The sequence below is a fragment of the Gloeocapsa sp. PCC 7428 genome (assembly GCF_000317555.1).
GTDB lineage: Bacteria > Cyanobacteriota > Cyanobacteriia > Cyanobacteriales > Chroococcidiopsidaceae > Chroogloeocystis.
Genome location: NC_019745.1, coordinates 1 through 22702 on the forward strand (window position 1 = coordinate 1; position 22702 = coordinate 22702).

Below are 22702 nucleotides of genomic sequence, written 5' to 3' on the forward strand. Positions count from 1 at the left end.
TAGAGGTGGTAAACAGTGGAACTTTCGCTTGAAAGTCTGTGGAGTCAGGTACTAGAGCGGCTACAGGAGAAGTTAACTCGACCCACCTTCGAGACTTGGATCAAAACGGCTAGCGCGCAGCAACTAGAAAATAACTGTTTGGTTATTTGTACACCTAACCCGTTTGCACGTAATTGGCTACAAAAGTACTACATCAAAACGATTGTCGGCGTCGTTGAGGAAATTCTCGGTCATCCTGTTGAGGTTCAGATCACTGTCACCAAGGAAAACGGCGTAACTTCTGTCAGCGAACCCGAAGTTGCTTGGCCAGTACCGATTGAACCACCAAGTGTACCACTGCTAAATAACCGACCTAAACCAATCGAACTAAACCCTAAATATGTATTTTCTCGCTTTGTTGTTGGTGCAAATAGTCGCATGGCACACGCCGCAGCTTTAGCGGTAGCTGAATCACCAGGGCGTGAATTCAATCCTTTGTTTTTGTGCGGTGGCGTCGGATTAGGAAAAACGCATCTGATGCAGGCGATCGGGCATTACCGCTTAGAAATATGTCCTAACTCCAGAATTTTTTACGTCTCTACCGAGCAATTTACTAACGATCTCATTGCCTCAATTCGGAAAGATAGTATGCAAAGCTTTCGCGAACATTATCGCGCAGCAGATGTGCTATTGGTCGATGATATTCAGTTTATTGAAGGGAAAGAGTACACGCAAGAAGAATTTTTTCATACATTCAATACATTGCATGAAGCTGGTAAGCAAGTTGTTTTGGCTTCTGATCGTCCACCAAATCAAATTCCGCGCTTACAAGAAAGATTGTGTTCGCGCTTCTCGATGGGCTTGATCGCGGATATTCAACCACCCGATTTAGAAACAAGAATGGCGATTTTGCAAAAGAAAGCCGAGTACGAGAATATGCGCTTACCAAGAGAGGTGATTGAGTACATTGCTTTTAACTATAAGTCGAACATTCGCGAACTAGAGGGCGCTTTAATTCGAGCAGTTGCTTATATTTCTATTTCTGGATTATCGATGAATGTCGAAAATATTGCTCCCGTTCTTAATCCACCCGTAGAAAAAGTAGAAGCTTTTCCCGATGCTGTACTCATGGTAGTTGCAGATGAATTTGATGTTTCTGTCGAAGACCTTAAAGGCAACTCGCGCCGCCGCGAAATTAGCTGGGCGCGTCAGATTGGTATGTATTTGATGCGGCAACATACGGATTTGAGTTTACCAAGAATTGGCGAAGAATTCGGCGGCAAAGACCATACAACTGTGATATATAGCTGTGACAAAATCGCGCAGTTACGCGAAAATGATACAAACTTGGCACAAACACTAAGACACTTGAGCGATCGCATTAACCTTGCCAGCCGTCATTCTTCTTAAGTTATTTAGTTATTTATCATCAATAACTCTCATTTTTCCTCCCTGACCCCCGATCCCCTATCCCTGACTCCTTCTTAAACAGGTATAATTTCTCAGTAACTCCGACACTGCTAACAGCGTGATTGCTATTTATCCTGGAAGCTTTGACCCAATTACTTTGGGACACCTTGATATCATTGAGCGTGGCTGTCGCCTCTTTGAGCGCGTCGTTGTCGCTGTGTTGCGTAACCCAAACAAAACGCCATTGTTTTCAGTACAACAACGGCTAGAGCAGATCCGGATTTCAACATCCCATTTGGCGAATGTAGAAATAGACAGCTTCGACGGTTTGACGGTAAAGTACGCCCAAATGCGGCAAGCACAAGTTCTCCTACGGGGTTTACGCGCAATTTCTGACTTTGAAGCGGAACTACAAATGGCGCACACGAATAAAACACTTTCTGCGCATATCGAAACAGTTTTTTTGGCAACTTCTAATGAGCATAGTTTTTTAAGTAGTAGTGTGGTGAAAGAGATTGCCAAATTTGGTGGTTCCGTCGATCATCTTGTTCCTCAGCACGTTGCCCTAGATATCTACCGATGTCACACCAAGACCCCTTAAAAACCCCTCCTGAACAGATTCCTCAGGAAGCTAGAAATATAGATATCCAGGAGGCGTTAAACCGACTGGAAGAAATTATTCTTGCCAGTCCTCGCATTCCACTAACGCGCAAAACTTTAATTGATGAGGAAGTGTTGCTCGATCAGCTTGACCAAATTCGCTTTAGTCTACCGACGGCGTTTCAAGAAGCGCAAGCGATTGTCGAGCAAAAGAAAGAAATTTTGTTGCAAGGTGAGCAACACGCGCAAGAAATTATCCAAGCCGCAGAAGCTAAAGCAGCACAATTACTGAATGAAACAACGATTGTGCGCCAAGCCGAAGCCGCTGCACAAGAAATTCGCCAGCAAGTTGAGCAAGATTGCATCGCTATCCAGCAGCAAGTTCAAGCGGAAATCGACCAAATGCGTCGTCAGGCTCAAGAGGAATTATTACAAATTCGAGCTTCCGCGATCGCGGAAGCTGAAGACATTCAAAATGGCGCAGATGAGTATGCTGATAGCGTTCTTAGAAGTATCGAGCAGCAACTTAACGATATGCTCCGTATTATTCGTAACGGTAGACAACAACTACAACCGCCAGGAAAAGCAATAGGAATACGCGACGAGGGACGAGCAATCGGTGATTGATTCTAAGTAATAATACTTGTCTGGTCATGAGTAATGAGTGATTGGCAAGAACACCGAGCAACTTCCCAGTACCTATTACCAATTACCGCCCCCAACAAGTGTGATATTTAATTATGTCAACCTAAGTAAGAAGCTTTCTTTTCCAATACATTTGTTTCATTTAAAATTCTGATAACTAATTTGCATGACCATTAACGTTTTATTTTGCTACAGTCTTAACATAACGAAATAAAACTTTGCCCTAAGGTTGTAATTGTTTCCGTAACTCGCGTTTCGTGTATACTTTTATTGCTATTTGGGTAAAGTATCTATAAAGATAGTCAAGAAACGTACATAGGTACGAGAGGCGGTTATGGCTGTCGAATTCGCCCAAACTAATGCATCGTCGCAAGCTTTAAAGCAGGTCTTCCAAAAGGTTAATGCCCAAAGTTGTCCGCGACATTTTAATTTTCATCTGCACACGGTTCACTCGGATGGTCGATTGCAACCAGAAGAGTTAATTCAACAGGCGATCGCAATTGGTTTGCAAGACCTAGCGATTACCGATCATCACACTGTTAGTGGTTGTCAAGTCGCGCAGCGCTACCTCGATGAATTAAAGTTAAGCATCCCTCACTTAGAGTACACTGCACCACGAGTTTGGACGGGTGTAGAAATTAATGCCAACTTATTGGATGTAGACGTTCATATCTTGGGGTATGCGTTTGATCATCAACACTTGAGTATCACGCCTTATTTACAACGAAAAACCACGACTGGTAAGGCGTATCAAGCAAATAATGTCATCGCCGCAATTCATCAAGCAGGTGGGTTAGCGGTACTTGCGCATCCCGCACGTTATAAGCGATCGCCGCAAGACTTAATTCCCGCAGCAGCTTCTTTAGGAATCGATGGCGTAGAAAGTTTCTACGCATACGACAATCCTCAGCCTTGGCGTCCTAGCGCCACTGAAACCCAACGGGTGCAACAATTAGCAAGACATCATAACTTATTAAGTACCTGCGGCACTGATACTCACGGCTTGAGCTTATTAAAACGTCTATAAAACAAATACCCTGTTCTCACTGAAACAGGGTAATATTAATAAGTTATTAAAAGATGTTAAATGATAGCGCTTAAAACACTGACATAATTGTAATAATGCCAGCACTTGTCAATACGAAAACGAAACCTAGAGCAATTGATTCGCCTAAGTGTTTGGTAACTTTCATGCTTTTTATTTATTAAGTGAGCTATAGTGCTTAATTTATCATTAAGCTTGCATTTATCAACAAATAGTGAGTAAAAATTAAAGCATCGCAATACTTCTTAATCTATGGCTCAGAATAAGAAGGCTGTGTAACTTTCTTCAGGGCTACAGAAACAAAATTGCCACAGCCTATTAAGGGGGCAAGGTATACCTTACCCCAAATTTATTCGCTGAGAAAACAATTATTTCAGTTATTTCGTCAAACCATGTTCTAGCGCAAAGCGTACTAGTTCAGTGCGACTATTTGTACCTGTTTTGCTAAACAAGCGACTAACGTACTTTTCGACATTACGCACGCTAGTTTGTAAACGACGGGCGATTTCCTTATTCATTAGCCCTTCGGTAACGAGATTTAAAACACTTTGTTCTCTCGGAGTTAAGTCAATTTTAATCGGAGCCGGAGTTGTTGTAATACCTTGACGCTGAGTCAACAGTGCTTTAATTTGAGCAATTTGATTGGCTAAATCGGCAATATCAGGTGTTTCGCCCAATTCACCTGAGTGTGTGGCGGTACGACGCGCAATTAAGTTTTCCACAATGGCGACCAATTCATCGGGATCAAAGGGCTTTGGTAAATAAGCATCAACCCCTGCTTGATAGCCTTGAATGCGATCTGTAGTCATACCTTTTGCCGTGAGAAACACGACGGGTAAAGTTTGGAAACGAGGATCGTCGCGCATTTGTTTTAGGAATTGGTAGCCATCTACCTGTGGCATCATGATGTCAGAGATGACTAAATCAGGGGTAGTTTGCTGTAACAATTCCCATCCCTCTTGCGCATTACTAGCCACCTGCACCGTAAAACCACTTTCTTGCAAGTAATCTTTTACAGCTTCTCGCAAGCCTGGTTCATCGTCTACCAGTAAAAGTTGTGCGGACATCTACGTTTCCCTTGACGCTATCTTTTTCAATGTAGCTAAAATGAGGGGCAGAGGAGTTACGAGTTATGCAAATATCTTCCATTCAAAACTCAAAACTAGCCACTATATCACTAGCTACTAGCCACTCTTAACTACCGCATACCCGATGACTTCAGCGTTTGATTTGGTGCAGTTTGAGCCAAGGAATTTGTCCCTAGAACCGCGATCGCGCGGGCGTACTGCGGATCGTTTTGAGTACCAACTAAGTTTGGGTTAGTTGCTAGCTGACGTACCTGTGCTTCGGTTAAGTCAATTTTGACATCAGGCGTGATTCCCTTATGGCTAATATCCGTACCTTTGGGAGTGTAGTAATGCGCGATCGTAATTGCCAAGCCGGAACCATCAGAAAGTGAATGCACCGATTGCACTAATGCTTTACCAAAAGTTTGACTACCGACAACAACGGCTCGATTATTATCTTTGAGTGCTCCTGCCAAAATCTCACTTGCGCTAGCCGAATTGCCATCGACAAGAACCGCGACAGGCTGCTTTACTAAGGATGACCGATTAGCGGCAATTTTTTCACTTTTTCCGCGTCGGTCTACAGTGCGCACAATATCACCCGTATCCAGCCACATCCGCGCAATTTCAATACTCGCTTGCAACAACCCGCCAGGATTACCCCGCAAGTCTAAGACATAGCCATCTACTTGTTGGCGGTTGAGATCGTAGATCGCCCGTTGCATTTGTTCTGCGGCGTGCGCATTAAACTCTCTTAAGCTAATGTAACCAACGCGATTTTTGCCTTCTTGCTTGACAGAATAGCGCACTGTCGGCACTTCGATTTTAGCCCGCGTGATTCTCACGTCTAAATTTTGTTGCCCAGAACGTCCGATTCTTAAATTGACAGGCGTCCCCGCCTTACCGCGAATCATGTTAGAAGCTTGCTGAACATCTAACCCTTGGGTTGGTTTGCCATCAATCGCGAGGATCTCGTCGCCTGATCTAAGCCCAGCTTTGAGTGCCGGAGAATTTTCGATAGCTTCTACCACAGTCAGACGCTTGGTTTGTTCGTTGACTTCCATGCGAATCCCAACGCCAGAGAGTTCTCCGGCGGTTTGATCTGTGAGGGCTGCAAACTGTTGGGGATCGAGAAAGCGCGTGTAAGGATCGCCCAGTTTCTCTAGTTCTGCGCGAATTGCATTGTAGGCTTGTTCCTTAGAGGTATAGTTCTTGCTTAAAAGGTTTTGTCGGCTGAGTTGCCAATTGACTTTGTTAAAGGTGCTGTCAACGTACTCGCGGTTTACCAACTGCCAAACTTCGTCTACTAAGGCTTTTGGACTGTCTTGCATGGCGGCGCGGACAGAACGTACTGGAAGTACAGACATCGTTAACGTTGTGGCGATCGCGCCGCTAAATAAAGCAAAATGGAGCAACGAGAAGCGTTTGGTATATTGCTGCATTGGAATTGGCGAAGTAATTTTTACGGTTAGATTTATTTTTACTCAGCGTCTATATCTTTACACTGAGTGGTTGTTGCTATCGACTATACACCTGGTAAGTCTGTAGTGACAGTAAAAACAGATAAACTTTCGTTGTAGTTTTAAACAATATTGTTTTCACCATACTCAGATTACTCATGTATCTATCTATTATTTTGTGCCAGTTTCCGCAGTGTCATTGAGATGGATGAGGAGTGAGGCATTAGTAGTGGTAATTTTTTTATCAGCTTGAGCCGCGTACAATTGCTTGAATAGTGGCTAACGGAACAGTTGAGAAGTATTGTTGTTGAAATTGTTCTTCTTGCACAGCCATTAAGAATTTTTCAATAACTTGCAAACATTTAGCTTCAGATACTATGGCTTGTGGTTGCCAAGTAATGATAAAACCTCGGTCAACAGAACTAATACTAAAACCTATACTACTGAGAGCTTGAAATCCTGGTTTGAGTGTTTGATCGCTGATCGCTAGTTTTTGACATAGTTGAAACCGCGTAACAGTTTGACCAGTGCGACTGATATATTTTGCAATTCCGAGTAACGAAAGCCAAATTTGATTGGGTGTAAGAAATTGTGGCTTTTTCCAGGCTAGCACTAGCTGTTTTTTTTCGCCAAGCGATCGCTTAAACCAAGTACGTAAATCATCCCAACTATTTGGGCAAGTTTCCAGCAGCAAAATTGGTTGTTGAGCAGCTAGCTGCGTTATATTATCTTGATTTCGCCAATCTAGAATCTGACTTAGATGACTTTGAACCGTAGAGTTAACCGTAGTTTCAGTGGCGCGAACTGCAATTAACCGTACCTCATAATGTGGCTTTTTATCTTTTATTGGATCTGAGTAAGAATTGTAATCAAGTTCTACGATGACATCGCACCGCCCTGGAGGAATTTCTTCGCGGTAATGTCCCCACCAAATTCCAGGAAATCCTTTTGGAGTCGAATCATCACGCAGGATGAACTCTGTTTTGATGTATTTTACTTCTTTGCCTTGTGCATCTCGAATATTACGATGCCGAGCATTTTCAAACCAGCAGTTTTGAATCAACAGTTTAGGTACAGGATTTCCCATTCCGCACGGTTCGAGTAATTTTAATTCCCAAAAGAGATCTTTGCCTAAGTCTTGGACAGTACACGCCAAGTCTGCTTGAATTGTTGGTGTTGTCAGGCTACTACTTAAAGATTGTCGTAATCTTTGATTAATCGCCTCAGAAAACAAAGGAATATTTTCCACAGCTAAACTCAATCCAGCGGCGAAAGGATGTCCCCCAAAACGATGCAATAAATGTGCCTGATCCTGGACTAACTGATACAAATCAATTTGATTGACCGAACGTGCTGAACCACGCGCTAGGGGGCTAGAAGTGTTTTTTACGCCAGTAATTCCTTCAGTACTTAATAAAATTGTCGGGCGTCCCGTTTCTTGCGCGACTTGTCCAGCGACCAAACCAAGCACGCCAGCAGACCACTGTGGATCTTCTAATACGATGACACTCGTCGTCGATAAATCTAGCTGCTGTAGTTTTGCTGTAACTTGTTGCGCAACGTCTTTTTGTAAAGATTTACGTCGAGAATTTGCAAGTTCTGTATCTTGTGCTAGCTGCTCAATACGTTGTATGTCGTGGCTTGTGAGTAATTCGACACAAAAACTCGCGTCACCGCGAATTCGACTTACCGCATTGATGCGCGGGCCTAAACCAAAGGAAATATCTGTCGGGCGATCGCCACTTTTCTGACACAACTCTAATAACTTGCCAACCCCTGGACGTCGCCGCTGTGCTGCTGGCTGCTTAAAGTCGTGTTGCATCTTAGCAATACCTAACTGCGCCAAATAGCGACAATCTCCTGAAAGTTGAACTAAGTCTGCGATTAAGCCAATTGCGACTAAATCAAGTAAATCTTCTAATGGTTGCTGAGAAGTATTGGGTATCTTTTGGTACAATGCTTCTACGAGTTTATACGCAACAGCAACACCAGAAAGATGAAATAATTGATGATCGTTTGGTAAATAGCGGGGATTGATAATTGCCACAACCGACGGGCGCTCTGGCGGTAGTGTATGATGGTCCGTGACAATGACATCGATACCAAGTTGTTGGGCGTATTCAATTTCTGTAATATTTGTGCTACCTGTATCGCAAGTAACGATTAACTGCGTACCTCGTTGGGCAAGAATATCAATTCCTTGGCAGTTAAGACCGTGTGACTCTGTAATGCGATTGGGTATGTAATAAAATAAATCAGCATTTTGGTTAAAAAACTGTCCTAGACCATCCCAAAGTACGGCGGTTGAAGTAATCCCATCGGCGTCAAAGTCTCCCCAAATCGCGACTTTTTCGCGGCGATCGCGTGCTTGCTGCAATCGCGTTACCGCTTGATGCATTTCTTTGCCAAATTCAAACGGGCTTGCAGCTTTGTAAGCTTGAGGATTGACAAACGTATCTAAGCTTTCTTGGTCTTGAATTCCGCGTTGCCAAAGTAGCTGTGCAGCAAATTTCCCTGATGAGTTAGGACAGTAATTACTGACAGCCTGGATAAACCATTCAGGCGGTGATGCAAAAGATGGTATAAGCCACTGCGGTTGTTCAGGCATAAACTGAGGGTTCAGGGGTCAGAAGGGCAAGGCAAGCCTTGCACATAGAGTTTAGAGAAGTAAAATAAACAAGCTCTTCACTGCTGATTATTTTCGTCTACTAGAGAATTGAGGGCAACCTCACCAGGGATGCCTTCGGGTTTGCGTGATAGCGCAGCAGGACGCGATCGCTTATAACCTGCCCTTTCTGCTTTTTGCCGTTCGTAAGCAATGAGCCTACCATAGTATTCATTTTTACTTAAATTCATCGATAAGAAGATATGCTGACGGCTGTTACCAAAGCCCTTACGTTGAAAAAATTTTACTGCGGGTACATTCGCAGGATCGGTATCAACGAGCATAAACCGCGCTCCATCTTCAATCATGCGTTCAATAAGTTTGTCTACCAATGTGTCCCCAACACCACGGCGTTGAAAATTGGGGTTAACTCCTAACCAGATAATGTAACCGTATGTCCAAGAACCTTTTGTAATGACAGTTCCTAAGATAAATCCTGCTAGTTCGCCGTCGATTTCTGCAACGAGACAGTATTCAGGATCGGTGTTATAAAGTCCGATCACTTCCCACTTATCCCACGTCCGGTACAAGTAAGGATATAAATCACTGGTAAATAACTTTTCTCCCAAGTGATAGACAGGAGCAAGGTCATCAATTTCTAGCTCGCGGACATAAACTGAGGATGTATTTACCGAATCGCTCGGATCGTGCGTCATAACTCATTTCCTATTCAGTCCTTTACAAAGGGACTTCTTGGATATTTACAAGATTTGGCAGCAAGTGCTGCACAGAAGTGACTTCTTCATCGTAGCGATCGCGGTTACAGCGTGTTGCATACTGACAAAGATCGCAAAACTTACTACCCGATGTGACTTGGGGAAATGGATCACCGTGTTCGTAACGTTGCAACCACTGTGTAAGTTGACGTAATAGGTCATTTAGTTGTTGGGCTGTTTTTTCATGCTGAGCGTTGTTATAAGTAAACTTCAGACTTTGTGGCTGATCCTCAGATTGAATAAACCAGTAAGTCATCGACAACTGTTCGGGTACGTATTCGCTCGTTTCTGCTAGCACATATAAGTAAAGACGTGTTTGCCAGTTTTGTTGCAAAGCGCGGCGGTTTTGAGGTTTGGAGTAAGTCTTCCAATCAAGAATTTGGGCTTGGCGATCGTCGGCGATTAATAAATCATAAATCACCGTTAGTAAATAATCTTGAACTTGCAACGTGCGGCAATGTTCGCTTTCACGGAAGGCTTGGCTAGCAATATCCGGTGTTAAGATTTCTGGTGCAACACTTGCAAAAGCACTCATCCAGCGTTGTAATTGAGTATCTTCTTGCACCAAAGATGCAATTGGTAAACCGAGTTCGCGCTGTTGCATGAGTAGGTGAAACCGACTTCCCCACGTCAGCCGTTCTTGTTGCTCTAAACTTGCAGGCGACGCAAGCTGCTCTAGGTAAGTATGCTGAAACTGACGCGGGCAACGTTCAAGTAAGTTTAGCTGCCCTTGAGATAAACGCATAGAGCTATTAATGACTAGCTTTATTCAATTTTAAGTTATTCAAGAGGCTTATAGATAAATGCAGTTTGTATATAGCCTTTTTATTTGATTTATAACATCTTGTCAAGGCTGTTAATTGGCAGCACCCCCAGCGAGTCGCAGAGCATCCACAATTCATACTCAAATCATTAGCAACGAATTGCTCGAATAAAGGTCAACACCTCACAAGTTAGTAACCGATTTAGTCTTTTCTCAGCTTTCCATAACTTCTAGGGATGTTGTTAAAACTTTCAGGTATGTTTTTGATGAGTTTATGGGCTTTCTGTAACTAAATTAGTTTCATCCCAAATTTACTTTCTTGGAGGATTGCTATGAAACTCAGCATAGCTCGTAAAGAGTTGGCTCAAGACATTAAAACATTACCGATTAAAACGACAAAAGTTCTCACACGACAAGACTTAGTTGATTTAGTACAAGGTAAATGTATTGCCTTATGTGTTGCCAACTACTACCCAAAGTGGCTTTGCGAGCATCTGTGCAAAAGATTGCTAAAGCTTCCAGAGTTTTCCCGTTACATAAGAGCGCAAAATGTTGGTGTTCAAAGAACGGGAATAACTTTTTTTGAGACCAAAGGAGATCCAGTACTCTTAGAGCGTTACTATGCAGAAGCTCAGCGTATGCGTAATACCATCAGAAATACTTGCTTTCCGTACCTTTCCCCAATCGATAAGCTACGAGTTGAGCTTGAAGAGATATGGTCAGCAGGCGCTCGGCTCGAAAATATCCACGGACGACCGATGATGGTGGGTATTGCACGGATGTTCGAGGATAGCTTTGAACTTCCCCCGCATCAAGACGTCTTAGCGCGCGATATTGTAGATAACTCCAGCGATGGGCTGCTCTTGTCTCAGCTTTCTGCAAATATATACTTACGCGAAGCAAAATTTGGTGGAGAGTTAGAGATTTGGGGAATGAAACCGTCTTATCAAGAGTTTCTCGAACTTGCTTGTGACGAACTACACTTTGATCAAAACAAGCTCCCCTCGTCAGAAGTGCTGTACAAACCACGCGCCGGTGATTTAGTTCTCTTTGATTCAGGGCGAATTCATGCCGTACGTCCATCAAGACAGGGCCCGCGAGTATCGATGTCATGCTTTGTGGGCTATCGCGGTCAGAATATGCCTCTTACATATTGGAGTTAGTAGCTCTTCATTTCATCAGTTATTGTTTACGATAGTGATGACAAGCTGAGTTTTAACTCACAATGCTTAATTAGGCGTGTAACAAAACTGATGCTTACAAACGCTGTTGTAGCGGTCTGAATTGTCTATGGACATGGGTGATATCCTTTTTTAGAATATTATCCATGTACCAAACATAGTCTTGAATTTCCGTTTATAACGGCTGGTATTGTAAGCAGAGCAAACAAGTATAATCACTTTATTGCTAGAAAAATTGACCACAGCATCCATCATGGTTCATTTACCAAGCTTGCTATGCTTCCGAGTCGTACCAACTCTTATTGGCAGCGTAAACTACCTGAGACAGAAATCAAGCGTTTGAAAGCGCTTTGTCAGTACCAGATTTTAGATACTGTTCCTGAAGCACACTTTGATAACATCACTCGCTTGGCTGCTTACATCTGCAAAACTCCAATTGCAGCGATTAGTTTAGTCGATGCCCAGCGCCAGTGGTTCAAATCAAAAATAGGGTTCATGGCAACAGAAGAACCCCGCGATATTACTTTCTGCGCTTATACTATCGAGCTAGCTGAATTATTCGTTGTTCCAGACACTTTAGTGGATGAGCGGTTTGCCACCAACCCTTTTGTCGTTGGCGATGCTCGAATTCGATTTTATGCGGGTGCGCCCTTAATGACTCCTGACGGTTTTATATTAGGAACTCTATGTGTACTCGATCATGTACCACGCGAATTAAGTTGCGAACAAATACAATTTCTAAGAATTCTAGCTGATCAAGTCGTAGCGCAATTAGAGTTGCGACGCAATTTAAAAGATTTGAAACAAAACATTGTTAAACGCCAGAAATCAGAAGCGAAACTACGGCATCATGTTTTTCATGATGAATTAACAGGTTTGCCAAATCGATCGCTGTTTATAAAGCGGTTGAAGTCGGCAACTTTAAAGGCAAAATGGCAGACAGACTATTTGTTTGCTGTGCTTTTTATCGATTTAGATCGGTTTAAGGTTGTTAATGATAGCCTTGGGCATATGGTTGGCGATCAGCTACTCATTGCAACTGCCTGTAGATTAAAGGCGTGTTTGCGCCCTGAGGATACGGTGGCTCGCCTTGGAGGCGATGAGTTTGTTATTTTGCTTGATAATATTAAGAATATTAATGACGCTATTGATGTAGCAGAGCGGCTTCAAGCTAAACTGTCATTGCCGTTCAACCTGACAGGACACGAGGTCTTTACTAGCATTAGTACAGGCATCGCCCTCAGCACAACAGCTGATCGCCAAGCTGAAGATTTGCTTCGCGATGCTGACACGGCAATGTATCGAGCGAAAGTTCTTGGTAAGGCTCGTTACGAAGTTTTTGATACAGAAATGCATGACTCGGTTGTCAAGCTTTTGCAACTAGAGAACGATCTACGACGCGCAATTGAACGTCAAGAGTTTGAGGTTTACTACCAGCCGATTGTCTTAGTGGAAACGGGAAAAATTACTGGTTTTGAAGCGCTGATCCGCTGGCAACATCCAACGCGTAGCTTGCTTAACCCAGCAGATTTTATTTCGGTAGCAGAAGAAACTGGAGCGATCGTTCCGATTGGCTATTGGGTACTTTTCGAGGCGTGCCGTCAGTTGCGTACATGGCAGTTAGAATTTTCTGCTCAATCTTTAACAATGAGCGTGAATCTTTCTAGCAAACAGTTTTCACAACCAGATATAGTTGAGCAAATAGTACATATTCTGCAATCAACGAATCTTGATGCACATAGCTTAAAGTTGGAAATTACAGAAAGTACAATTATGGAGAATGCAGAATCTGCAACTGCAATGCTTCTGCGATTAAGAGATTTGGGTATTGAAATATATCTCGATGACTTTGGTACAGGCTATTCATCTTTAAGTTCTCTACACCGCTTTCCTGTTGATGTCCTCAAAATTGATCGTTCTTTTATTAACACTATCAACAGAAGTGATGAGAAAACAAAGATTGTTCAGGTCATTATGTCACTGGCTCAGAATTTAGGTATGGACGCGATCGCAGAAGGAATAGAAACTGTCGAACAAATGATGCAAATGAAAACGCTACAGTGTAAATATGGACAAGGATACCTATTTTCTAAACCTTTAGATAAAAATGCAGCGGCAGCATTAATCGCGTCCATAATATAGTTATTGACACTTGCGATCGCTATTTACTCAACACGTAGACGCTACCTTCGTTACCGCGTCCAATGCGTAAGTCATTGTCAAGATAAGTAATATCTAACCATCCTTGTTGTTCGCGGCTATCTAACCGAAAATCAACTGCTGCAAATCTTTTACCAGCTTCAATCTGCGAAATAAACTCACCTGGAGACTTATAGCTTACTAGACGTTGTAATCCGAGAATCGAGCGCTCGAATTTGACTTTTATGCGGCGATCGCTCATTGGCTCAAACCGCGCACTAACCGCTACCATGCCTTCTAAAAAAGGAACGCCATAAACTTCTGCAATGTTGTATACGCTGGTTGTTGCTACGCGAATACATTGATAAATTTGACCAAGCTTGAGTAATGGCAATTGGTCAATATTTAGTAAACCTTTACTTGTCGTGTACAGAAGTCGCCAGTTACCTTCCAGCAATTCCCCAGCTTCGACGGGGCGAGGAGTAGGGTTACGGTCTTCTAATTGAGCGATCGCAATTAAAATCGCTTGCTTGTCTTGTTCCGTTGCGAGTAATCCCCGATTCTTGCCGGCGATCGCTTCTAATAATGTTGCCTTGTCTACCATCGCACCCTTGCCTATTTTTCTAGCTGATTGCTAATTTCTACAACATCAACTTTTGGAGTATCGAGGTTGATGAGCCTCACTCCAACTCACTTGGCGAACTATGCTAACTATTCTCAGTCGATTGCGTCGCTGATGGCTAATAAGTTTTTTGACAATTGTCAGCATCAAGATTGCACTAAGTAGATGTGCCGCCACTATAATCAACGTAGGTTTTCAACGATTTGTTGATATTGATAAACTTGAAGTATATAGATACAATAGTCAATTCAATTTCACAAGACTTGCATTATGCGTAACTCTGCTCTGCGTGAAGAACCCCGCGATCAACCAGCTGGTGTGATTCCTTTAAAGAATGAATCTTCGTTACTCGATTGGTTAGAGTCATCAGGTCGCTTGATAGCGCGTGACAACCAAGAGCCAAATTATTTAGATGATGAAGAAGAGATTGCAGGTTTGATGGACCCTGATGATATGTCCTACGATCTTGATGATGACGATGATATCGTCGAAGTGGAAGATTAACATTATGCCGCTAAAACCTGCGGTGTATACATATAGCTTCCGGCTCAAGTTTGAGGCTTCTTGCCCCTAAATCTACGCCACTGTGGGAACTGGTGAGGGTTGGGGGACAAAAGACTACTTCAACAGAGTTATTCTTGGCAATACGAATGAATTACCGGAAAACCTTCATAGCAATTTCGTTTGACGGCAAATCAAACACCCCTTAAACTCTATGCTGGTTACTCCAGTTTTGTGGTGAAATTATCGCCATCAAGAAACCAAGGTGTAAATGCCCAAAAATGTGCTGTTGTGAGGGATTTTCGTGGAAGCTAAATCATCTTCGGAATCTTCATTTTATTTATCTGGTACTAATTTACTTGTGTTATTGAGTGTGGCACTCAGCGTTGCCGCATTCGTTTTGGATTGGACTGCGAATCGATTGCCTTGGCAAGTGACTTCGCTCAGCCTACCTTTGATTATCTGTGGAGTCGTGACTGCGGGGATAGGGTATGGTGTCGTGCCATTGCTAGTTAAGTTAAAAACTGGGCAAGTCATTCGTGAGGATGGTCCGCAAGCGCATTTAAAGAAAGCAGGCACGCCAACTATGGGAGGCGTGTTTTTTATACCTGTCGGGATTGTCTGTGCGGCAATTTTATCGAGTTTTGCAACTAACGTCGTTGCAGTGTGTTTGTTGTCATTAGGATATGCGGCGATTGGTTGGCTTGATGATTGGCAAATTCTCCGACGCAAATCGAATAAAGGAATTTCGCCACGGATGAAGTTGGCTCTACAAATTGGGTTTGCGGTAGTATTTTGTTTGTGGCTGTGGTGGAGTCAAGCTAGTATTACTACAGTAAGCTTACCTTTTGGTTATACTTTGCCATTAGGTTTGCTATTTTGGCTGTTGGCAGTTTTTGTGCTGGTAGCAGAGAGTAATGCGACTAACTTAACAGACGGTGTTGATGGCTTAGCTGGGGGAACAGTTGCGATCGCATTCTTAGGATTAGGTGCCTTAGTTGCGCCTACAGCACCCGAACTAATGATTTTTTGTGCTTGTATGAGTGGTAGCTGTTTAGGCTTTTTGGTACACAACCGTAACCCAGCCCGCGTATTTATGGGAGATACTGGTTCGCTTGCCTTGGGCGGTGCCTTAGCTGCTGTCGGATTACTCAGTAACTCACTTTGGGCGTTATTCATCCTAAGTGGTATCTTTTTTGTGGAAACGCTCTCTGTTATGGCGCAAGTCGGTTACTATAAAGCAACGAAAGATGACAATGGTGTCGGCAAACGTTTATTTAAAATGGCACCTCTACACCACCATTTGGAACTCTCCGGCTGGTCAGAATTACAAGTTGTTGCTGTTTTTTACTTGATAAACGTTATTTTAGTTGGAGTATGTTTGTGGCTGAGTAGTTAGCGAATCGAGGTTGTTATACAATTTTCACTGTCGCTAACTTTTAACCTTATTTCCCCTAATTTGGCTCACTAAATGTACCAGTTCTGGTAGTATTAACTGCTGCATTCCTAGTTTGACTGCGTTAGAAGAACCAGGGAGCGAGAAAATAAGTTTATTTTGATATACGCCAGCGATCGCTCGTGAGGCGATCGCTCTCGAACCAATTTCTTGGTAACTTAAATAACGAAACAACTCGCCAAAGCCAGGTAGAGTTTTTTCTAAGAGGTTGGCGATCGCATCGTAAGTGGTGTCTCTGGGGGCAATTCCAGTACCACCGTTGCAAATAACTGCGTCTAAATCAACGTTACTCGCTAAGCTTTGTAGTTGATCCTGAATTTGTATTGGCTCATCTGGAATAATCGTATACGCCCCCACATTATGAGCCGCATCCAAAAGGAACTGTTTGATAATTTGACCGCTTTTATCGGTTTCAAACGTGCGCGTGTCACTTACTGTAATCACAGCACAGTTAACTGCGATGCTTGTTGTATCGGGGTGTGGCTGATGTGCCATTCAAGTTAAAAGGAATAAATTTAGATCAAATCCGGTTAATTACTAACAATTCAAGTGGCTAGTGATTAGTAGTTAGTGGTTCGCGAAAGAGTGACTAGCAACTAACTACTAGCAACTAGTAACTCAATAATAATTTGGTGATTTAACCGGAGATAATATTACGACTTGCTAAATTCTAAGCCATGAGTTTCGGCATAGCGCTGCATAAAGCGCAGGAAACGATCCCACTCATCAGGAGAGTTCATCAAATAGAATACTTCTAGGGCTTCTGGCTTACCGTTGACGAACTTACCTTTGACTTCGCGAGTTGTGATTGTTCCCTCTTCGTCAATCATGTACATTCCGGTAATTTCTTCTGTCGCTTCGCTGCTAAGCGCTTGGGGATTTTGGAAGTAAAAAGTTGCTGTACCGTTGCTTCCATCACGCGATCGCGTTAACCGCACATCAGGAACAACTTCTTCATCCACGCCTCTAAAAAACTGAATTTGAGCCATAATACTTTGCGACTAAGCTTGGTTTGATCTCATCGTAACTTCATATTTTCTCATTTTTTTGGTAATTGGTCGTTGGTAATACGTGGGTTCAAAGTACATTTTTAAGCATTCCTGCCAAAGTAGCAATTGTATATCCTAATACTCAGTACGCTCCTTATCGAGTAAAATAGTAACTGGACCGTCGTTTTCAATCAAAACTTGCATCATTGCACCAAATATGCCAGTTTCCACTGTTAAACCACTTTGCCGTAGCTTACTCACAAACAAATAATATAAATCTATAGCTACTTTAGGCGAAGCAGAACGGTCAAAAGAAGGACGACGACCTTTGCGACAGTCGCCATAAAGCGTAAACTGACTCACAACTAATAATTCACCGCCGATTTCCTGCACAGATTTGGAAAAGCGATCGCCACTAGTACCCTCGTCAGGAAAAATGCGCAACTCTAAGCACTTGCGTACCATCCAATCGAGTTCGGCTTCTGCATCGGTATCAGCAATCCCTACAAGTAAATTTAGTCCTCGCCCAATTTTACCGACAATTTCACCATCAACGGCAACTTGCGAAGATTTGACTCGTTGAATGACAACACGCATATCTATTAAAGTTTTCACTACTTTGCAAAATACTAGCTTCTAGCAACCGCGATTCGCACAAATCACCTGATAAAATCGCTTCATGTTTGATAATATCTGTAAATTTTTAGTCGAGAATTTTTCTAGCGACTTTGCTAACTGGCTACTCGGAAAATCGCTGACTTTCACCGAGTTAAGTCCTTCAGAACTATCATTAGAACCGATTCGCGCTGATGCGTTGATCTTGCTAGAGGCAGAAGAAGTTGTACTACATTTAGAATTTCAAACTCAACCCAAAATTGATATTCCATTTCGGATGATTGATTATCGACTGCGCGTGTATCGTCGCTTCCCCTTCAAGCAGATGCACCAAGTCGTCATTTATTTACGACAATCAACCTCTGAACTCGCACAACAAACAACGTTTGTCCTCGAAAAAACACGTCATCAATTTGAAGTCATTCGTCTTTGGGAACAACCAACAAGTGTTTTTCTACAATATCCAGGCTTATTACCCCTCGCAGTTTTGAGTCAAACTCGTAACCGTGTAGAAACATTACAGCAAGTAGCGCAGGAAATCGTTAAGATTCCAGATCAACGCGTACAAAACAATGTTGCCGCGTCAGCATTTATTCTAGCTGGGTTAGTATTAGAGAAAGACATTGTGCAACAGGTACTGCGGAGGGAACTCATGCAGGAATCAGTAACGTATCAAGCTTTAGTAGAAGAAGGACGTGCAGAAGGACTCGCTAAAGGACTCGCTAAAGGACGTGCGGAAGGACGTGCGGAAGGACGTGCGGAAGGACGTGCGGAAGGACGTGCGGAAGGACTTCAAGAAGGCATCCAAGAGGGTATTCAAGAAGGAGTGCGTTCAGTAGCTGCTAATCTATTACGCGAAGGAATGGCGATAGAAATGGTAGCGCGAGTCACTCGGTTATCACTGGAGGTAGTGCAGCAGTTAGCAAGCAGCATTAATGGCAGAGGTGCGTGAAGCGCGATCGCCCGATTCTAGCCAGCTAGTGCTACAGCAATTTAGAGAAAGTGAGAGTTAAGAATTCTTTCTAAGAAAACTCTTAACTCTCTTGTGTTTACTTCCCGAAACCTCTACCACGCGATACCGAAGGAAGAGTAACGCAGTTTTCTAATTGCCTGCGCAGCGTGTCATGGTCAAGATTTTGCCCAATTAACACTAACTGATTTTTCGGTTCACCGTTCCATTCTTCATCATCAATGCTAAAGCGCTTACCGCACAAGTGGAAAATGTGACGTTTGGGGCTTTCCTCAAACCACAAAATACCTTTAGCACGGAATACAGTTTCAGGTAATTGATTATCTAAGAAATACTGAAACTTGCGAATCGATAGCGGTTTATCACTTTGAAACGATATTGAGGTGAAGCCATCGTTTTCTAGGTGGTGCGAGTGATGGTGATGATCGTGGTGGTCATGTTCGCAATCGTGGTCGTGATGATGATGGTCATGGTCATGATCGTGATGATGATGCTCGTCTTCAGCATCAAAATACTTATCAGACTCGAATAAACCAACACTTAAAATCAATGGTAGCGGAACTTGCGATCGCGTCGTTCGCAGAATTCTAGCACCTTCTTTGACTTCGCGAATCTTACCTTCTAAGCGCTCTAACTCGGCTTCTTCTACCAAATCGGCTTTGTTGAGAATAATCACATCACCGTAAGCGATTTGACTATGCGCGGCTTGTGAAGTAAACAAATCCAAACTGTAGTTTGCCGCATCTACCATGGTGATAATCGAATCTAAGCGCGTTAAGTCGCGTAACTCAGTTCCCAAAAAAGTCAACGCTACAGGTAGAGGATCGGCGAGTCCAGTTGTTTCTACTACGAGGTAATCAACTTGATCCTGACGTTCGAGAACTTTATAAACTGCTTCTACAAGGTCATTATTGATGGTGCAGCAGATGCAACCGTTGCTGAGTTCCACCATATCATCACCCGTTTGGATAATTAGCTCATTATCGATGCCAATTTCACCAAACTCGTTGACTAAAACCGCAGTTTTCAAGCCTTCCTGATTTGCCAAGATATGATTAAGTAGAGTTGTCTTACCGCTACCCAAAAAACCCGTAATAATAGTAACCGGCAAACCGCGCTTTGGAGCGTCCATTGCTTGATGATCGGAAGTTGCTGTAGATTGCATAGCTGTGAGGAAAGAAAATGTCAAAAAATAGGAATATAGAGTTACAGGGCGATCAAAGCTACTTTCTTAGGATTGCTAGCTGACACATTCCACTAACTTCTATTATTGCCGAAAAGCTCATTTCACCATTTTGTCATGACCCTAACGCTGTACAACACGCTTACCCGTCGGAAAGAAACCTTTACGCCGCTGCAAGCAGGCAAGGTAAAAATGTATTACTGTGGTGTCACAGTCTATGATTACTGCCACTTGGGTCATGCACGGGCGTGTATTGTTTGGGATGTCGTTCGTCGATACCTACAATGGCGTGGCTATGAAGTCAAGTATATCCAAAATTTCACAGATATTGACGACAAAATTCTCAATCGGGCGCGAGAAGAAGGATCGACGATGCAAGCAGTTGCCGAACGTTATATCCAAGCGTATTTTGAGGATATGGATCGGTTGAATATCAAAAGAGCCGATGCTTATCCGCGTGCAACGCATACGCTTGATGGAATTAAGCGCTTGGTATACGAGTTAGAACAAAAAGGCTACGCCTACCCCGCTGATGGCGATGTTTACTACGCGGTACGTCAGTTTAATCCTTATGGTAAGCTTTCGGGGCGCAAATTAGAAGATTTGCAAGCAGGCGCAAGCGATCGCGTCAACGTCGAAGATCCAGAATATCAAAAGAAAAAAGATCCGTTTGATTTTGCGTTATGGAAAGGTGCAAAAGCTGGAGAACCCGCGTGGGACTCACCTTGGGGCGCAGGGCGTCCTGGTTGGCATATCGAATGTTCCGCGATGGTGCGTGACAATTTGGGCGAGACGATTGATATTCACGCTGGTGGTGCAGATTTAATTTTTCCGCATCATGAAAACGAAATTGCCCAATCCGAAGCTGTGACAGGTAAACCGTTAGCCAATTACTGGATGCACAATGGCATGGTGACAGTAGATGGCGAAAAGATGTCCAAGTCTTTAGGTAACTTTATCACGATTCGGGAATTGTTAGACCGCCCGACAGACCCAATGGCGGTGCGACTGTTTGTGTTAACCGCGCAGTATCGCAAACCCATCGATTTTACCGATGAAGCGATCGCCGCCGCGACGAATGGTTGGCACACGCTCAAAGAAGGACTGCTGTTCGGCTATCAGTACGGCAAGCAATTAGGATGGGAGGAGCGAGGAGCGAGGAGCGAGGAGCGAGGGAGTCATTTGATACTGATACCGGAAGTTGTGCAGCGCTTTGAGGAAGAAGTCGATGATGATTTTAATTTTCCTGGAGGGTTAGCAGTTCTGTTTGAGTTAGCTAAAGATTTACGCCGCGAAGGAAATGTTTTGGTACATCAAGGCAAAACGGAAACTCCACCAGAACAATTAAAACAACAATGGCATACGCTGGTGACTTTGGCGCAAGTGTTAGGGTTTGAAGCCGAACCCGAAGCAGAAACAATCGTCGATGGTATCAGCGATGAGGAAATTGAGAATCTAATTCAACAGCGACTTACAGCAAAAAAAGCGAAGAATTTTGCGCAGGCGGATCGAATTCGTAACGAACTGCAAAATCAGGGTATCACGTTAATTGACCAGCCTGGTGGTGTAACGCGATGGCATCGCAACTAAATCGCAATCGTGGATTTGTCACGAACCTGCTACTGATTGTAGCGACAGGTTTTCTCATATTGCTGTTGTGGCAATTGCGGAGTTTGCTCGTAACGGTGATGATTGCAGTCGTGATTGCGGCGGCGATCGCACCTGTTATCGAAAAAGCTGAAAGACTCCGCGTACCACGCTGGTTAGCAGTTACTAGCGTTTATCTTACTTTACTCGCGATCGTCATTGCAGCCGGATTAATTATTGGTCCTACTGTAGCTGAACAACTGCAAACTTTAGTGAGCTTAATTCCGGTTTACCTCGATAATCTCCGCACTTTAGCAGAAAACATTGCTTTGAGGCTAGGAACTGAACAACCTGAATTTATTGACCGCTTTTTTGATACGCAAGCCTTGACAAGCTGGATTATTGGTTCAGGTCAACAACTTATCGTACGTTCTTATGGCTTCACGCGCAGCATTATTGATGGCGTACTAAGTTTAATCTTAGCGCTGTTAATTTCTGGCTATATGGTTGCTGGGCGCGAAAACTTAATCAAAGGAATTGTTAACTTATTTCCGCAACCTTGGGATAAACGCCTTGACGCGCAAGTAATTCCAATTAGTCAAAGAATGGGTGGTTATATTCAAGGTCGAGTTTTAGTATCTGGAATTTTAGGAATTGCCATAACGCTGGGTTTAGGAATTTTAGGCTTGTCAGAGTTTGCCTTAGCTTTAGGTGTCATTGCTGGCTTTACTAATTTAATTCCTTTTATTGGACCTGTTTTAGGTGCGGTTCCTGCTTTGATTGTGGCACTTTCCCAAGGTGGTTTAACTTTCTTTTGGGTACTTCTATTATTTGTCATCATCCAGAATTTGGAAACGTATGTACTCGATCCTTTGTTGGTAGGTTCTTCGGTACAAGTTCACCCACTGTATCAACTTTTGGCAGTGCTGGGTGGAACTCAAGTCTTAGGTATTATCGGTGCTGTCATTGTTCCTCCTTGGATAGCAGGAACTTCAGTACTATTAGAAAACCTTTATTTGCAACCAAAGCGTTTAGCTGAAGGGAAAGAAGCGAGTGAAGAGAATGTGGTAAAGGTGCAATCTAGTGTTTAATTCAAGTGCGGATTTTTA

General features: G+C 43.2%; 21 protein-coding genes. 11 read left to right on the plus strand and 10 right to left on the minus strand.

What is annotated here, in order from left to right; translation table 11 throughout:
* Nucleotides 1-15: 15 nt before the first annotated feature.
* The 4 genes from dnaA to GLO7428_RS00025 all read left to right on the plus strand — a co-directional run bounded on the left by dnaA (nt 16) and on the right by GLO7428_RS00025 (nt 3661).
* Nucleotides 16-1389: a chromosomal replication initiator protein DnaA gene (gene dnaA / locus GLO7428_RS00010; RefSeq protein ID WP_015186496.1), complete on the plus strand. Its 1374-nt coding sequence runs from the start codon at nt 16-18 to the stop codon at nt 1387-1389.
* Nucleotides 1390-1507: 118 nt separating this feature from the next.
* On the plus strand, nt 1508-1990 hold the full coding sequence (gene coaD / locus GLO7428_RS00015) for a pantetheine-phosphate adenylyltransferase (RefSeq protein WP_015186497.1): 483 nt from the start codon (nt 1508-1510) through the stop codon (nt 1988-1990).
* Entirely contained in the window at nt 1969-2616 is a 648-nt protein-coding gene (locus GLO7428_RS00020) for a hypothetical protein (protein WP_015186498.1), read from the plus strand. The genes coaD and GLO7428_RS00020 overlap by 22 nt, the downstream gene beginning before the upstream one ends.
* Before the next feature lie 352 nt (nt 2617-2968).
* On the plus strand, nt 2969-3661 hold the full coding sequence (locus GLO7428_RS00025; RefSeq protein WP_015186499.1) for a PHP domain-containing protein: 693 nt from the start codon (nt 2969-2971) through the stop codon (nt 3659-3661).
* 395 nt (nt 3662-4056) lie between these two features.
* Here GLO7428_RS00025 and GLO7428_RS00030 read toward each other — a convergent pair whose 3' ends face one another.
* The 5 genes from GLO7428_RS00030 to GLO7428_RS00050 all read right to left on the minus strand — a co-directional run bounded on the left by GLO7428_RS00030 (nt 4057) and on the right by GLO7428_RS00050 (nt 10332).
* Nucleotides 4057-4746, minus strand: a complete 690-nt coding sequence (locus GLO7428_RS00030; RefSeq protein WP_015186500.1) for a response regulator transcription factor — start codon at nt 4744-4746, stop codon at nt 4057-4059.
* A 131-nt stretch (nt 4747-4877) separates the two neighbouring features.
* Nucleotides 4878-6188 (minus strand): carboxyl-terminal processing protease CtpB, encoded by a 1311-nt coding sequence (ctpB, locus tag GLO7428_RS00035; protein ID WP_015186501.1) that lies wholly within the window; start codon nt 6186-6188, stop codon nt 4878-4880.
* A 262-nt stretch (nt 6189-6450) separates the two neighbouring features.
* On the minus strand, nt 6451-8814 hold the full coding sequence (recJ, locus tag GLO7428_RS00040; RefSeq protein ID WP_015186502.1) for a single-stranded-DNA-specific exonuclease RecJ: 2364 nt from the start codon (nt 8812-8814) through the stop codon (nt 6451-6453).
* Between the two features lie 77 nt (nt 8815-8891).
* Nucleotides 8892-9527 (minus strand): GNAT family N-acetyltransferase, encoded by a 636-nt coding sequence (locus tag GLO7428_RS00045; RefSeq protein WP_015186503.1) that lies wholly within the window; start codon nt 9525-9527, stop codon nt 8892-8894.
* Nucleotides 9528-9549: 22 nt separating this feature from the next.
* Nucleotides 9550-10332, minus strand: a complete 783-nt coding sequence (locus GLO7428_RS00050) for a PD-(D/E)XK nuclease family protein (protein WP_015186504.1) — start codon at nt 10330-10332, stop codon at nt 9550-9552.
* Nucleotides 10333-10682: 350 nt separating this feature from the next.
* Between GLO7428_RS00050 and GLO7428_RS25760 the strand changes: the two genes are divergently transcribed.
* Together GLO7428_RS25760 and GLO7428_RS00060 are read left to right on the plus strand one after the other, a co-directional pair.
* On the plus strand, nt 10683-11513 hold the full coding sequence (locus GLO7428_RS25760; protein ID WP_015186505.1) for a 2OG-Fe(II) oxygenase: 831 nt from the start codon (nt 10683-10685) through the stop codon (nt 11511-11513).
* Nucleotides 11514-11807: 294 nt separating this feature from the next.
* Nucleotides 11808-13673, plus strand: a complete 1866-nt coding sequence (locus GLO7428_RS00060; protein WP_015186506.1) for a bifunctional diguanylate cyclase/phosphodiesterase — start codon at nt 11808-11810, stop codon at nt 13671-13673.
* Between the two features lie 19 nt (nt 13674-13692).
* Here GLO7428_RS00060 and GLO7428_RS00065 read toward each other — a convergent pair whose 3' ends face one another.
* Complete coding sequence (locus GLO7428_RS00065) at nt 13693-14274, minus strand: PAP/fibrillin family protein (RefSeq protein WP_015186507.1); 582 nt, start codon at nt 14272-14274, stop codon at nt 13693-13695.
* A gap of 288 nt (nt 14275-14562) precedes the next feature.
* Here GLO7428_RS00065 and GLO7428_RS00070 point away from each other — a divergent pair, with 288 nt between their 5' ends.
* Together GLO7428_RS00070 and mraY are read left to right on the plus strand one after the other, a co-directional pair.
* Nucleotides 14563-14796, plus strand: a complete 234-nt coding sequence (locus GLO7428_RS00070) for a DUF3134 domain-containing protein (RefSeq protein WP_015186508.1) — start codon at nt 14563-14565, stop codon at nt 14794-14796.
* 301 nt (nt 14797-15097) lie between these two features.
* Nucleotides 15098-16192, plus strand: a complete 1095-nt coding sequence (mraY, locus tag GLO7428_RS00075) for a phospho-N-acetylmuramoyl-pentapeptide-transferase (protein ID WP_015186509.1) — start codon at nt 15098-15100, stop codon at nt 16190-16192.
* Nucleotides 16193-16225: 33 nt separating this feature from the next.
* On the opposite strand, the gene GLO7428_RS00080 is transcribed toward mraY, so the two are convergent.
* From GLO7428_RS00080 to dtd, 3 genes are all read right to left on the minus strand, one after another.
* Nucleotides 16226-16744, minus strand: coding sequence for a molybdenum cofactor biosynthesis protein B (locus tag GLO7428_RS00080; RefSeq protein WP_015186510.1), 519 nt, complete (start codon nt 16742-16744; stop codon nt 16226-16228).
* A gap of 158 nt (nt 16745-16902) precedes the next feature.
* A complete protein-coding gene (gene psb28, locus GLO7428_RS00085; protein WP_015186511.1) occupies nt 16903-17238 on the minus strand; it encodes a photosystem II reaction center protein Psb28 in 336 nt (111 codons plus the stop codon).
* Between the two features lie 135 nt (nt 17239-17373).
* The gene (gene dtd, locus GLO7428_RS00090) at nt 17374-17835 is read right to left on the minus strand and encodes a D-aminoacyl-tRNA deacylase (protein ID WP_015186512.1); all 462 of its coding nucleotides are present in this window, start codon (nt 17833-17835) and stop codon (nt 17374-17376) included.
* 82 nt (nt 17836-17917) lie between these two features.
* On the opposite strand from dtd, the gene GLO7428_RS00095 reads away from it, so the two are divergent.
* Nucleotides 17918-18805: an Rpn family recombination-promoting nuclease/putative transposase gene (locus GLO7428_RS00095; RefSeq protein ID WP_015186513.1), complete on the plus strand. Its 888-nt coding sequence runs from the start codon at nt 17918-17920 to the stop codon at nt 18803-18805.
* A 97-nt stretch (nt 18806-18902) separates the two neighbouring features.
* On the opposite strand, the gene GLO7428_RS00100 is transcribed toward GLO7428_RS00095, so the two are convergent.
* Nucleotides 18903-19988 carry a GTP-binding protein gene (locus tag GLO7428_RS00100; RefSeq protein ID WP_015186514.1) on the minus strand — a complete coding sequence of 362 codons (1086 nt, stop codon included), beginning with the start codon at nt 19986-19988 and terminating at the stop codon, nt 18903-18905.
* A 135-nt stretch (nt 19989-20123) separates the two neighbouring features.
* Between GLO7428_RS00100 and cysS the strand changes: the two genes are divergently transcribed.
* Together cysS and GLO7428_RS00110 are read left to right on the plus strand one after the other, a co-directional pair.
* Nucleotides 20124-21596: a cysteine--tRNA ligase gene (gene cysS / locus GLO7428_RS00105; RefSeq protein ID WP_015186515.1), complete on the plus strand. Its 1473-nt coding sequence runs from the start codon at nt 20124-20126 to the stop codon at nt 21594-21596.
* Nucleotides 21581-22684: an AI-2E family transporter gene (locus GLO7428_RS00110; RefSeq protein WP_015186516.1), complete on the plus strand. Its 1104-nt coding sequence runs from the start codon at nt 21581-21583 to the stop codon at nt 22682-22684. The genes cysS and GLO7428_RS00110 overlap by 16 nt, the downstream gene beginning before the upstream one ends.
* The last annotated feature ends 18 nt before the right edge of the window (nt 22685-22702 follow it).